Source organism: Cryobacterium sp. SO1 (assembly GCF_004210215.2).
Classification (GTDB): Bacteria; Actinomycetota; Actinomycetes; order Actinomycetales; family Microbacteriaceae; genus Cryobacterium.
Genome location: NZ_CP067394.1, coordinates 370130 through 383567 on the forward strand (window position 1 = coordinate 370130; position 13438 = coordinate 383567).

The following is a 13438-nucleotide window of genomic DNA, read 5'->3' on the forward strand; positions in this document are numbered from 1 at the left end:
TCGGGTTAGTGACCGAGGCCCGAGTTCGCCTCGGGGTCGTGCTGAACCCGGCCGGTGATCCGGCGTTCGAACCAGTACAGCAGCTCGGGGCGCAGCCGGTTCAGCTCGGTGAGGGTCATCGGGTCGGGCACCCGCACGACCGGGGCGCCCAGCTCGTCCGCGACGGTCTCCATCGCGCCGCGCGAGTAGAACTGGCCGCGCATCCGCACCAGCAGCTGACCGTCGGCGTCGGTCACGAAGAGCTGCGGATGCGTGTCGATCGCGCCGCTCTGGTACAGCTCGAGGACCACGACGCTGGCGACCTGTTCGGCCGGGAAGCTGTTCACCTGGCCGAAGAAGCCCCGCTCGGAGATGCCGGTTTCGTCCACCCAGACACAGGTGCGGAGGAACCCGACGATCCCCAGGGTGGCCGCGAGCATCACGATCAGCTGGACGACAAGCACCGGAACCCACTCCCCGAGGGGGATGGTGAGCCAGTAGAGAACAGCGAAAACGGGCGCGAAGAACGCCAGAATCGATAGCGTCGACTGACGCAGCAAATGGCCGTGCGGTCTCAGCGCCTGCGCACGCAGAGCAGTGCCCGTGATTCTTGCCACCCCTGTGTCCCCCTCACCCGGTGTACTACAGAGTATGCCCCATGCTCAGGCACCCCGGTAGACACCTTTCGGGGGCCATAACGCCCGAAGACATGCCGAGGAAACTCCCGCGTCCGGCCGCTCGGCCTTAGAGTATCAAAGTGAACTCGCGCGCAACGACGAGGCCGGGGCTGGGCCGGCGGCGATTCCGCCTGCACCCCGCCCAGGCCGTGGCCGCAGGGTTCGCCGTCACCGTCCTGCTCGGTGCAGGACTGCTCTCGCTGCCGATCGCGAAGGTCGGCCCAGGCGGGGCCACCTTCGCCGAGGCGATCTTCACGGCCACGTCCGCCGTCTGCGTGACCGGGCTCACCGTGGTCGACACAGCCACCTTCTGGACCCCGTTCGGACAGGTGGTCATCCTGCTCCTCATCCAGATCGGCGGGTTCGGTGTGATGACCTTCGCGTCGGTGATCGGCCTGGCCGTGGTGCGCCGGTTGTCGTTGCGCTCCCGTGTCACAGCGGCATCCGAAGTGCGCAGTGTGGGCCTGGAGGACGTCAAGGGCCTCGTGCTCGGTGTCGTCACCATCTCGCTCATCGTGGAGGGCGTCGTGGCGGTCCTGCTCAGCCTGCGGTTCCTGTTCGGCTACGGCGAGCCGGTCGGGCAGGCCATCTGGCTCGGTGTGTTCCATTCGGTGTCCTCATTCAACAACGCCGGGTTCGCGCTGTTCAGCGACAACCTGATCGGGTACGCCGTGGATCCGTTCATCTGCCTGCCGATCGCGGCCGCCGTGATCCTGGGCGGGCTCGGCTTCCCGGTGATCGTGCAGCTGCGCAAGCACCTGCGGTCGCCGCTGCTGTGGAGCATGAACACCCGTATCGTCCTGGCCGGCACCATGACCCTGCTGGTGGCCGGCACGGTGTACATCACCGCCGTCGAGTGGTCCAACCCGGCCACGCTGGGGCCGATGGACTGGCCGGCGAAGATCCTCGTCGGCTTCTTCCAATCAGTGCAGACGCGCACCGCAGGCTTCAACAGCCTCGACATCGGGGCAATGGACTCCGCGAGCCTGCTCGGCATGGATGTGCTGATGTTCATCGGCGGCGGGCCGGCCGGTACCGCCGGCGGCATCAAGATCACCACCTTCGCCGTGCTCTACTTCATCCTGGTCGCCGAGGTCCGTGGCGACGGCGTGGTGAACGTGTTCGGCAAGAGACTGTCCAGGGCCGTGCACCGGCAAGCCATGTCCGTGGTGCTCCTGGCCGTTTTTGTGATCATGGTCTCCACTGCCAGTCTGATGGTGCTCACCGACCTCACCCTCGATGTGCTGCTGTTCGAGACGGTGTCCGCGTTCGGCACCGTCGGGCTGTCCACCGGCATCACGGCCGACCTACCGCAGGCCGGCCAGGTCATCCTGATCCTGCTGATGTTCATCGGCCGGCTCGGACCGATCACCTTCGCCTCCGCCCTCGCCCTGCGCGAGCACCCCGTCGCATACGAACTCCCGAAGGAGAGGCCCATCATTGGCTAAATTCCGGTCATCATCGTTCTCCCTGTTCGGCCAGCGGCAGCCCGCCCGCCTGGCCGAGGAGGACTCCGTCGTGGTCATCGGCCTGGGACGGTTCGGCAGCGCCCTCGCGCTGGAGCTGATGGAGAGCGGCACCGAGGTGCTCGGTATCGACGACGACGAGGAGATCGTGCAGGCGCACAACCGGTTGCTCACCCACGTGGTGCGGGCAGACTCCACCAAGGAGGAGACCCTGCGGCAGCTCTCGGTGCCGGAGTTCAGCAGCGTCGTAGTCGCCATCGGCAGCGACATCCAGGCCAACATCCTCACGGCGTCGCTGCTGATCAAACTGGGGATCCCTAATATCTGGGCCAAGGCGGTGAGCGAACCGCACGGCGAGATCCTGCGCCAGCTGGGCGTCAAGCACGTGATCTCCCCGGAGAAGGACATGGGCAAACGCGTCGCCCACTTGGTGCGCGGGGTGATGCAGGACTACATCGACATCGGCGAGGACTTCGCCCTGGTGAAGACCGCCCCGCCCCAGGAGATCCTGGACAAGCCGCTGAACCTGACCAAGGTGCGCACGGTGCACGGGGTCACCGTCACCGCCTATCACCGGGCCGGCCAGGGCTGGAGCTACGCCACCATGGAGACCGTGATCCTCGAGGGCGACATCATCCTGGTGGCCGGCCAGACCGAACGCGTCGAGTCGTTCAGCCGGCTGCCGTGACGGGTCCGGTCGAGTTCCTCACCGCCACCGCGCCGGGCACCCGGGTCGTGGTGCGCACCCGCATCGCCGGCGGCTACACGGATGCCCTCGGCTACCTGCGCTCCTGCGACACCACCCACTGCACGGTGGAAACCAAGCGCGGCACGGTGTCGCTCGCGCTCGCCGAGGTCGTCGCCGCCAAAGAGGTGCCGCCGCCCCCGCCGCCCCGCCCCCGCCGCCACGTCGGCGACTAGCCGCGCCGCGCCTGCCCGCGCCTGCCCGCGCCACGCCTGCCCGCCGCAACTGGTCCCCGTGCGGACTAATGCGCCCGGCGTACCGGGCGCATTAGTCCGCTTCGGCAACAGTTGGGAGTGCGGACTCCCCGTACGCACGATGGCGGGCACAACGGATGCGACCCCTGTCGCGGCCCTGTCGCGGCCCGGTTGCGGCCCGGGCGCGACTACTGGTGCCCGTGCGGACATTTGCACCCGGCGTACCGGGACCATTCGTCCGCACGGGTAACAGTTAGGCGGCGGTGACGCGAGCGCGGCGGGTGACGCGGCTCAGGCTGCCGCGTCTACTGCCGAACCCCCCGGCCCGCGCGAAAGGCGCAGTTTTTCGCAACAGCCGTGTCGGCAGCCCGCCCACTGGTCGTGTCGCCAAAAAGTCCGCCTTCACGCGGCGGATGCGGGGGCAGGCGAGTGAGCTGAAACGGAAACGCCCACTCGAGAGCGGGCGTTTCACTGGCGGAGAGTGGGGGATTCGGACCCCGCGCGTGGGTTTTGTGCTTTCACCCAACACGTTTACAACTGGCGGAGAGTGGGGGATTCGGACCCCGCGCGTGGGTTTTGTGCTTTCACCCAACACGTTTACAACTGGCGGAGAGTGGGGGATTCGGACCCCGCGCGTGGGTTTTGTGCTTTCACCCAACACGTTTACAACTGGCGGAGAGTGGGGGATTCGGACCCCGCGCGTGGGTTTTGTGCTTTCACCCAACACGTTTACAACTGGCGGAGAGTGGGGGATTCGGACCCCGCGCGTGGGTTTTGTGCTTTCACCCAACACGTTTACAACTGGCGGAGAGTGGGGGATTCGGACCCCGCGCGTGGGTTTTGTGCTTTCACCCAACACGTTTACAACTGGCGGAGAGTGGGGGATTCGGACCCCGCGCGTGGGTTTTGTGCTTTCACCCAACACGTTTACAACTGGCGGAGAGTGGGGGATTCGGACCCCGCGCGTGGGTTTTGTGCTTTCACCCAACACGTTTACAACTGGCGGAGAGTGGGGGATTCGGACCCCGCGCGTGGGTTTTGTGCTTTCACCCAACACGTTTACAACTGGCGGAGAGTGGGGGATTCGGACCCCGCGCGTGGGTTTTGTGCTTTCACCCAACACGTTTACAACTGGCGGAGAGTGGGGGATTCGGACCCCGCGCGTGGGTTTTGTGCTTTCACCCAACACGTTTACAACTGGCGGAGAGTGGGGGATTCGGACCCCGCGCGTGGGTTTTGTGCTTTCACCCAACACGTTTACAACTGGCGGAGAATGGGGGATTCGAACCCCCGAGGGCTTTCACCCAACACGCTTTCCAAGCGTGCGCCATAGGCCACTAGGCGAATTCTCCTGAGCCGATCGATTCGTGAAGACAACGACCAGGGAAAATCTTACCTGCTTCTGGGGGTGCCGAGTGACACGGTGTGCCTGAGGCGGGTTTGGGTGCGGGGCTCGCACGCCCTAAACTGGTCACGGCTCCTCGCGTGGCGCTATCTCAGCCAACTCCCCCAGGACGGAAACGTAGCAAGGGTAACTGGGCTCTGGTGGGTGCGCGAGGAGTTTTACTTTGCCCGGACGCAATCGCGCAAGAGTCATTGCACAAGAGTTCTTGTGCAATTACACTCAGAGCATGACCACCGCCGATGCCCTGCCAGACTCTGCCGTCGTCTCGCTCACGACCGCCAAGCAGATGCGCGCCCTCGCGCATCCGCTCCGGCTACGGATTCTCGGCGAACTGCGCATCGACGGTCCGCGCACCGTGGGCGCCCTGGCCGACCTCGTGGACGAGGCGCCGGGCACCCTGAGCTACCATCTGGGCAAGCTCGCCGAATTCGGCTTCGTCGAGGAGGCGCCCGAACTCGCCACGGATCGCCGCGAGCGCTGGTGGCGGGCCGCCCACGACGCCACCCGCATCACCCCGAGTGCTGCGGATGCGCCCGCCGACGAGCGCCTGGCCTCCGCCGCGATGTTGCACCAGGTGGCCGATGTGTACGCGGCCGCGCTGCACGCCGCGGTCGACGCGCAGCAGGGGCAGCCGCGCGGCTGGGTGGACGCGGCCACGGGCGGCGACACCGTGGCCTACCTCACCGTGGCCGAGCTGGCCGAGGCCAGCGCCGAACTCGAGGCCGTGCTGGGAAAGTGGCACGCCGCGGGGGATCGCGACCGGCCGGGCGTTCAGGCCGTGCAGTTCATCGTGCACGCGAGCCGGCGCCCGTGACCGCCGGCGGACGGGAGGGACGGCAGTGGCACAGGGTCGACGTCAACAAGCTCAGCACGACGTCGACAGGCTCGACCAGCGCGGTCTACGTCGACGGGCTCAGCACGACGTCGACAAGCTCGACCAACGAGATGGTCGCGACCACATGCTGGTCGAGCTCGTCGAGACCCGGTGGCCCGGACTCGACCGGCGGGCCGGGGCCGACGAGCGAGGCTGTCGGACCTGCACCACGCCGCGGTCTCCTCGCGCTGATCGCCCTGTTGGGCGGGCACGGACTCTCCCTGCTCGGCAACGTCATCACGGTCATCGTCATCCCCTTGTATGTGCTGCACGACACCGGCTCGGTGCTCGCCACCGGGATCGCCGGGGTGTTCGCGACGGTGCCCGTGATCGTCGGGGGAGCCCTCGGCGGCGTCCTGGTGGACCGGATCGGCTTCCGCACCGCCGCCATCGTGGCCGACCTCGCCAGCGGGGCCACCATCCTGCTCATCCCGGTGCTCGCTGCCACCACCGGTCTGCCGTTCCCGGTGCTGCTCACCCTGGTCTTTCTCAGCGGTCTGCTCGACACCCCCGGCAACACCGCCAAGTCGGCGCTGGTGCCCGACCTGGCCGAGGGCGCCGGACTGAGTGTCGCCAGGGCCACCGGCATCCACTCGGCCGTGTCGCGCAGCGCCGCCATGATCGGCGCCTCGGTGGCCGCGGTGTGCGTTATCTGGCTGGGCCCGCTCAATGCGCTGCTCATCGACGCGGTGACCTTCGCGGTGTCCGCGCTGCTGCTCGGGGTGGGCGTGCCCAGATACGCGGATGCCCGCCCCGCGGATCCCGAGGCCGCCGCCCCCGCCCCGTCGACCCCGGGCCCCGACCATGCCCGCCCCTCCGAGACACCTACCCAGCCCGCCACCCGGCGCGGCTACTGGACCGACCTCGCCGCCGGCATCCGGTTTCTGCACCACCGACCACTGCTGCGAAATCTGGTGCTCATGATCGTGGTCACCAACTGCTTCGACGCCGCCGGCCTCACCGTGCTGATGCCCGCCTACGCCAGCACCGTCGGCGCGGACGGCGCGATCTTCGGGGTCATGGTCGCCGTGTTCTCCGGCGGTGCGCTCGCCGGGGCGGGACTCTTCACCTGGCTCGGCCAGCGGTGGCCCCGCCGACCGGTGCTCGTCATCTCCTTCCTACTCGCCGGCGCCCCGCCCTACCTCGCGATGGCCGCCGCCGTGCCCGTGCCGGTGCTGCTGGCCGTGCTCGCTGTCGCCGGTCTGGCGGCCGGGTCGATCAACCCGCTCATCACGACGGTGCTCTACGAACGGGTACCGCGGCAGCTACGCGCCCGGGTGCTCGGCGCGATGACCACCGGTGTCTCGCTGGGCCTTCCGTTGGGCAGCCTCGGAGCCGGCGTCGCCGTCACGGCGGCCGGCCTGGCCCCGGTTCTGCTGGCCGTCGGCGCCGTGTACGCCCTGGTCACGCTCGCCCCGCTGATGGGGGGATCCTGGCGGAACCTCGAACCCGGAAGCCTAGACCTGTCACGGGAGGCTCACAGGGACTAACGTCCCCTTCCTGGCCCACACCCCCGCTCCTAAACTTGAAAGGCGCAACTGCCGCCCACAATCCCTGGAGATGGTCATGGCTGACTCGTCCGCAACTCCCACCGCATTCACCTGGCCCAGCCGCCTGCCGCACGCGTTGAGCACCGAAGCGCTTGCCAGCGTGGACGCCTGGTGGCGCGCCGCCAACTATCTCTCGGTCGGCCAGATCTACCTGCTCGACAACCCGCTGCTGCGCGAGCCCCTCACCCGCGAGCACATCAAGCCGCGCCTGCTCGGCCACTGGGGAACCACGCCCGGCCTCAACTTCCTCTACGCCCACCTGAACCGGGTCATCCGCGAACGCGAGATCAGCACCCTCTACATCACCGGCCCCGGCCACGGCGGGCCCGGCATGGTCGCCAACGCCTACCTCGACGGCACCTACTCCGAGATCTACTCCGGCATCGACCAGACCGTCGACGGCGTCAAGGGCCTGTTCCGTCAGTTCTCCTTCCCCGGCGGCATCCCCAGCCACGCCTCGCCCGAGACCCCCGGCTCGATCCACGAGGGCGGCGAGCTCGGCTACGCGCTCAGCCACGCCTACGGTGCCGCGTTCGACAACCCCGACCTGCTCGTGGCCGCCGTCGTCGGCGACGGTGAGGCCGAAACCGGCCCGCTGGCCACCAGCTGGCACTCCAACAAGTTCGTCGACCCACTGCAGGATGGCGTCGTCCTGCCGATCCTGCACCTCAACGGCTACAAGATCGCCAACCCCACCATCCTCGCTCGCATCCCCGAGCACGAACTGCTCGACCTCATGCGCGGCTACGGCCACAACCCGCACATCGTCTCCGGCGGCTTCGACGGCGAAGACCCCCTGGCCGTGCACCAGCGCATGGCGCAGACCATGGACGAGGTGCTCAACGAGATCGCCGCCATCAAGCGCGCCGCCCGCGCCGGCGACACCAACCGGCCGCGCTGGCCGATGATCATCCTGCGCACCCCCAAGGGCTGGACCTGCCCGCCCGTCATCGACGGTGTGCAGGTGGAAGACTCCTGGCGCTCGCACCAGGTGCCGCTGGTCAACGCCCGCGACACCCAGTCGCACACCGACGTGCTCGAATCCTGGCTGCGTTCGTACCGTCCGGAGGAGCTCTTCGACGAAGCCGGCGCCCCCGCCGCGAACATCACCGCGCTCGCCCCGCACGGCGACCTGCGGATGAGCGCCAACCCCGTCGCCAACGGCGGACTGCTGCGCCGCGAGCTCAAACTTCCCAACTTCCGCGACTACGCGGTGGAGGTGCCGTCCCCCGGCGCCACCATCGACGAGGCCACCAAGGTGCTCGGCATCTGGCTCGCCGACGTCATCCGCGACAACCCGGACAACTTCCGCATCTTCGGACCCGACGAGACCGCGTCCAACCGGCTCGCGCCATCCGTCTACGCCGCCACCGACAAGCAGTGGAACGCCGAGTACCTGCCGGGGGACACCAACCTGGCCCGCGCCGGCCGGGTGATGGAGATGCTCAGCGAACACCAGTGCCAGGGCTGGCTGGAAGGCTACCTGCTCACCGGCCGGCACGGCCTGTTCAACTGCTACGAAGCGTTCATCCACATCATCGACTCGATGTTCAACCAGCACGCCAAGTGGCTCAAGGTCACCCGGGAGATCCCGTGGCGCCGCTCGATCTCGAGCCTGAACTACCTGCTCTCCTCACACGTCTGGCGCCAGGACCACAACGGCTTCAGCCACCAGGACCCCGGCTTCATCGACCACGTCGTGAACAAGAGCGCCGACGTCGTGCGGGTGTACCTGCCGTTCGACGCGAACACCCTGCTCTCCATCTACGACCACTGCCTGCGCAGCGTCGACTACGTCAACGTGGTCGTGGCCGGCAAGCAGCCGGCGCCGAACTGGCTCACCATGGACCAGGCCGTCGCACACTGCGAGCGGGGCCTGGGCATCTTCGAGTGGGCCGGCACCGAAAAGCCCGGCACCGAACCCGACGTGGTGCTCGCCGCCGCCGGCGAGGTGCCCACCCTCGAGGTGCTCGCCGCCGCCAAGATCCTCCGCGAGGCCATGCCCGACCTCAGCGTGCGTGTGGTCAACGTGGTCGACCTGATGCGCCTGCAGAGCGAGGACGACCACCCGCACGGGCTCTCCGACCGGGAGTTCGACGCCTACTTCACCGCCAACAAGCCCATCGTGTTCGCCTACCACGGCTACCCGTGGCTGATCCACCGGCTCACCTACAAGCGCCACGGCCACTCCAACCTGCACGCCCGCGGGTACAAGGAGAACGGAACGACGACGACGCCGTTCGACATGGTCATGCTCAACGACCTCGACCGGTACCACCTGGTGATGGATGTCATCGACCGGGTACCCGGACTCGGAGCCCGTGCCGGACTGCTTCGCCAGCAGATGCAGGATGCCCGCCTGCGTGCCCGGCAGTACACCCGCGATCACGGGGAAGACATTCCCGAGGTGACCGACTGGGTATGGGCTGGGAACGATGCCGCGGCAGCCGCCGCACGCACACTGGACACCACCGGCGGGGATAACGTATAACCGTGGCTCGAAGCATCTACATCACCTCCGCCGAGGGAAATACCGGCAAATCTACTATCGCACTCGGCGTTCTCGACACCCTGTTGCACTCCATCGAGCGGGTGGGCGTCTTCCGCCCCATCGCCCGGTCCAAGCACAAGCCCGACTATGTGCTCGAACTCCTGCTCACCCACCTGCAGGCCCGCAAGCCCGTCGGCGACCACCCCGTCGCCCAGCCGGCGCTCAGCTACGACGAGTGCGTCGGCGTCACCTACGACGACGTGCACGCCGACCCGGATGCCGCACTCGCCCGCATCGTGGCCCGCTACAAGGCCGTCGAAGCGCAGTGCGACGCCGTGGTGGTCATCGGTAGTGACTTCACCGACGTGGGCAGCCCCACCGAGCTGGCCTACAACGCCCGCATCGCCGCGAACCTCGGTGTTCCGGTGCTGCTGGTGCTGGCCGGCCGGGTGGCCTTCGGCCAGGGCGAGGGACTGGGCCAGAGCGACCAGCTCGGCCAGAGCGAACCGCGCTCGAGCGACGACATCCGCCAGCTCACCGACGTGGCCCTGACCGAACTCGCCTCCGAGCACGTCTCGCTGCTCGGCGTCGTGGTCAACCGCGCCGACCCCGCCAACCTCAACGGCCTCATCGCCGCGGTGCGCGAGGGCGTCGACAACACCCCCGAGACCGCGGATGCGTCGCACGCCGTCGTCGTGCCCGTCTGGGCCATCCCCGAAGACGCGTTCCTCGTGGCCCCGAGCATGAAGACCATCCTCGAGGCCACCCACGGCACCCTGGTGCAGGGCGACCCCGAGCTGCTCTCCCGCGAGGCGCTCAGCGTGGTCGTGGCCGCCATGTCGATGGTCAACGTGCTGCCCCGCCTCACCGAGGGTTCCGTCGTCGTCATCCCCAGCGACCGCCCCGAGGTGCTGCTGGCCGCCCTGATGGCCAACTCGTCCGCCACCTTTCCGTCGCTGGCCGGCGTTGTTCTCGTCGGTGGCTTCGCGCTGCCCGAGTCGATCGAGCAGCTCATGAAGGGCCTCGCCCCGTCGGTGCCCATCATCCGCACCGACCTGGCCTCGTACGAGGCGGCGCTGCGCATCACCCACACCCGCGGCCGCCTGGCCGCCGACTCGCAGCGCAAGCACGACACCGCGCTGGCGCTGTTCGAGCAGCACGTCGACGGTGCCGCCCTGCTCGACCGGCTCAAGGTGAGCCGCGCCGACGTGGTCACCCCGCTGATGTTCGAGTACACCCTGCTCGAGCGCGCCCGCCAGAACCGCATGCGCATCGTGCTCCCCGAGGGCGACGACGACCGGGTGCTCCGCGCCGCGGCCACCCTGCTGGCCCGCGACGTGGCCGACCTGATCATCCTCGGCGAAGAGTTCGAGGTGCGTTCGCGCGCCATCGGCCTGGGCCTGGACATCGCCAAGGCCACCGTCGTCAGCCCGTTCGACGACGTGCTGCGGATGCGTTTCGCCGAGGAATACGCCCGGCTCCGCGCCCACAAGGGCGTCACCATCGACCAGGCCCGCGACGTTGTCACCGACGTCTCGTACTTCGGCACCATGATGGTGCAGCTCGGCCTGGCCGACGGCATGGTCTCCGGCGCATCGCACACCACCGCGCACACCATCCGGCCCAGCTTCGAGATCATCAAGACCCGCCCCGGTGTGTCCGTGGTCTCCAGCGTGTTCCTGATGGCACTGGCCGACCGGGTGCTCGTCTACGGCGACTGCGCGGTCAACCCCGACCCCACCGCCGCCCAGCTCGCCGACATCGCCATCTCGGCGTCGGAGACCGCCATCGAGTTCGGCATCGAGCCGCGCATCGCGATGCTCTCCTACTCCACCGGCGGCTCCGGCAGCGGCGCGGATGTCGAAAAGGTGCGGGAGGCCACCGCGCTGGTACGTGAGCGTCGCCCCGACCTCGCCGTTGAAGGCCCGATCCAGTACGACGCCGCGGCGGATGCCGCCGTGGCCGCCGCGAAGATGCCCGAATCCGAGGTCGCCGGCAAGGCGAACGTGTTCATCTTCCCCGACCTCAACACCGGCAACAACACCTACAAGGCGGTCCAGCGCAGCGCTGGCGCCGTGGCGATCGGCCCCGTCCTGCAGGGCCTGCGCAAACCCATCAACGACCTTTCCAGAGGAGCCCTCGTGCAGGACATCGTGAACACCGTGGCAATCACCGCCATCCAGGCCGCATCGCTGGCAGCAGTGGAGGCGGCCGTATGACCGCCATCCTCGTCATCAACAGCGGTTCCTCCTCGTTCAAGTACCAGCTGATCGACATCGACACCGAGACCGAACTGGCCGGCGGACTCGTCGAGCGCATCGGTGAGGCCAGCGGCCACGCCCGCCACACCAACACCGCCTCCGACGCCGGCCGCCAGGAGGCGAACCTGCCGATCCCCGACCACACCGCGGGCTTCGAGGTGATGATCGCGGCATTCAAGGAACACGGTCCGCAGCTCAGTGGCGCCAACCTCGTCGCCGTGGGGCACCGTGTCGTGCAGGGTGGGGCCATCTTCACCGGCCCCACCGTGATCGACGACGCCGTGCAGCAGCAGATCAGCGACCTCGCCGACCTCGCCCCGCTGCACAACCCGGCCCACGTGCAGGCCATTGTCGCCGCCAGGGCGAACTTCCCCGACGTGCCCCACGTCGCGGTGTTCGACACCTCGTTCCACCTCACCATGGAGCCGGCCGCGTACACCTACGCGATCAACACCGAGCTGGCCGCCAAGCACAGCATCCGCCGGTACGGCTTCCACGGCACGTCGCACAAGTACGTGTCAGAGGCCGCCGCCGAGTTCCTCGGCCGCCCGCTCGATGAGCTGAAGACCATCGTGCTGCACCTCGGCAACGGCGCGTCGGCCACGGCCGTCGACGGCGGCAAGTCGATCGACACCTCGATGGGTCTCACCCCGTTGCAGGGCCTCGTGATGGGCACCCGCTCCGGCGACATCGACCCCGCCGTGCTGTTCCACCTGCACCGCAAGGCGGGCCTGTCGATCGAAGAGCTCGACACCCTGCTGAACAAGAAGAGCGGCATGCTCGGCCTCACCGGCAACGGTGACATGCGCGACGTCGAAGACGCCGCCGTGGCCGGCGACGCCGTGGCGCAGGCCGCGCTCGACGTCTACTACCACCGCATCAAGGGCTACGTGGGCAACTACATCGCCCAGCTGGGCGGCGTTGACGTGATCGTGTTCACCGCCGGTGTCGGTGAGAACTCCGGCATCATCCGCGAGGGCGCCCTGCGCGGCCTCGAAGGCCTCGGCATCGAGATCGACCCGGAGCGCAACGACCCGTTCTCCCGGGTCGCCCGGGTTGTGTCGACGGATGCCTCCCGCGTCACCGTGCTCGTCATCCCCACCAACGAGGAGCTCGAGATCGCCCGCGAAACCCGCGCGGTCATCTAGCCCCCTCCCCACCCCCGGACTCGCCCACTTCTGCTAGTGCGGCGGGCCTGCCAACTAGCAAAACTGGGCGACTCAAGAGGTTCCTCCCTCGGGGTCGCCCATTTTTGCTAGTGCCGACGGCTCGTAACTAGCCAAAATGGGCGAGTCTGGTTGGGGGACGGCGCGGAGTGAGTGCGCTACGATCTTCGCGTGCGCACACTCCTCAACCTGATCTGGCTCGTCCTTTCGGGCTTCTGGCTCTTCTTGGGCTACGTTGCCGCGGGGATTGTGCTCTGCATCCTGATCATCACGATCCCGTGGGGCATCGCCTCCTTCCGCATCGGCGTTTACGCGCTCTGGCCGTTCGGCCGCACGGTGGTCGCCAAGCCCACCAGCGGCGCGTTCTCGTTCCTCGGCAACGTGATCTGGGTGATCCTGGCCGGCTGGTGGCTGGCGCTGGCGCACATCGTCTCGGGCATCGCGCTCTGCATCACCATCATCGGCATCCCGCTGGGCATCGCCGACTTCAAGATGGTGCCCATCTCGCTCGCCCCACTCGGCAAGGAGATCGTGCCCACCGGCGGCGAGTTCGACCGGGCGATCGCCCGCCGCGGCTGACACCCCACCGCCCCCACCGCGGTGGCCCCCCGTGTGTGGATGCGCAACTTC

10 protein-coding genes, 1 tRNA gene and 1 other RNA gene are annotated in these 13438 nt (G+C 68.1%); 10 read left to right on the plus strand and 2 right to left on the minus strand.

Annotated elements, in window-relative coordinates:
- Positions 1–5: 5 nt before the first annotated feature.
- Positions 6–596, minus strand: coding sequence for a hypothetical protein (locus BJQ95_RS01810; RefSeq protein WP_130177121.1), 591 nt, complete (start codon positions 594–596; stop codon positions 6–8).
- 140 nt (positions 597–736) lie between these two features.
- On the opposite strand from BJQ95_RS01810, the gene BJQ95_RS01815 reads away from it, so the two are divergent.
- Genes BJQ95_RS01815 through BJQ95_RS01825 form a run of 3 tightly spaced genes read left to right on the plus strand, consistent with a single transcriptional unit; the run spans position 737 to position 3043 of the window.
- On the plus strand, positions 737–2104 hold the full coding sequence (locus BJQ95_RS01815) for a TrkH family potassium uptake protein (RefSeq protein WP_130177122.1): 1368 nt from the start codon (positions 737–739) through the stop codon (positions 2102–2104).
- A complete protein-coding gene (locus BJQ95_RS01820) occupies positions 2097–2810 on the plus strand; it encodes a TrkA family potassium uptake protein (protein WP_240694674.1) in 714 nt (237 codons plus the stop codon). Before BJQ95_RS01815 ends, BJQ95_RS01820 begins: the two co-directional genes overlap by 8 nt.
- Positions 2807–3043 (plus strand): hypothetical protein, encoded by a 237-nt coding sequence (locus tag BJQ95_RS01825; protein ID WP_256041490.1) that lies wholly within the window; start codon positions 2807–2809, stop codon positions 3041–3043. The genes BJQ95_RS01820 and BJQ95_RS01825 overlap by 4 nt, the downstream gene beginning before the upstream one ends.
- Before the next feature lie 1282 nt (positions 3044–4325).
- Here BJQ95_RS01825 and BJQ95_RS01830 read toward each other — a convergent pair.
- Positions 4326–4413 (minus strand) — tRNA-Ser (locus tag BJQ95_RS01830).
- Between the two features lie 120 nt (positions 4414–4533).
- Between BJQ95_RS01830 and ffs the strand changes: the two genes are divergently transcribed.
- The 7 genes from ffs to BJQ95_RS01865 all read left to right on the plus strand — a co-directional run bounded on the left by ffs (position 4534) and on the right by BJQ95_RS01865 (position 13387).
- Positions 4534–4630, plus strand: an RNA gene (gene ffs, locus BJQ95_RS01835) — signal recognition particle sRNA small type.
- A 62-nt stretch (positions 4631–4692) separates the two neighbouring features.
- Positions 4693–5280 carry a transcriptional regulator gene (locus tag BJQ95_RS01840; RefSeq protein ID WP_130177595.1) on the plus strand — a complete coding sequence of 196 codons (588 nt, stop codon included), beginning with the start codon at positions 4693–4695 and terminating at the stop codon, positions 5278–5280.
- Entirely contained in the window at positions 5277–6830 is a 1554-nt protein-coding gene (locus BJQ95_RS01845; protein ID WP_256041491.1) for an MFS transporter, read from the plus strand. Before BJQ95_RS01840 ends, BJQ95_RS01845 begins: the two co-directional genes overlap by 4 nt.
- A gap of 70 nt (positions 6831–6900) precedes the next feature.
- Positions 6901–9381, plus strand: a complete 2481-nt coding sequence (locus tag BJQ95_RS01850; RefSeq protein WP_130177188.1) for a phosphoketolase — start codon at positions 6901–6903, stop codon at positions 9379–9381.
- 2 nt (positions 9382–9383) lie between these two features.
- Entirely contained in the window at positions 9384–11600 is a 2217-nt protein-coding gene (gene pta / locus BJQ95_RS01855) for a phosphate acetyltransferase (protein ID WP_130177189.1), read from the plus strand.
- The gene (locus BJQ95_RS01860; protein ID WP_130177190.1) at positions 11597–12790 is read left to right on the plus strand and encodes an acetate/propionate family kinase; all 1194 of its coding nucleotides are present in this window, start codon (positions 11597–11599) and stop codon (positions 12788–12790) included. The genes pta and BJQ95_RS01860 overlap by 4 nt, the downstream gene beginning before the upstream one ends.
- 189 nt (positions 12791–12979) lie before the next feature.
- Complete coding sequence (locus BJQ95_RS01865) at positions 12980–13387, plus strand: YccF domain-containing protein (RefSeq protein WP_130177191.1); 408 nt, start codon at positions 12980–12982, stop codon at positions 13385–13387.
- Positions 13388–13438: the final 51 nt, after the last annotated feature.

Coding starts and splice junctions, on each gene's coding strand:
- BJQ95_RS01850 (WP_130177188.1), top strand. CDS start 6,901: ATGGTCATGGCTGACTCGTCCGCAACTCCCACCGCATTCACCTGGCCC.
- BJQ95_RS01840 (WP_130177595.1), top strand. CDS start 4,693: ATGACCACCGCCGATGCCCTGCCAGACTCTGCCGTCGTCTCGCTCACG.
- BJQ95_RS01860 (WP_130177190.1), top strand. CDS start 11,597: ATGACCGCCATCCTCGTCATCAACAGCGGTTCCTCCTCGTTCAAGTAC.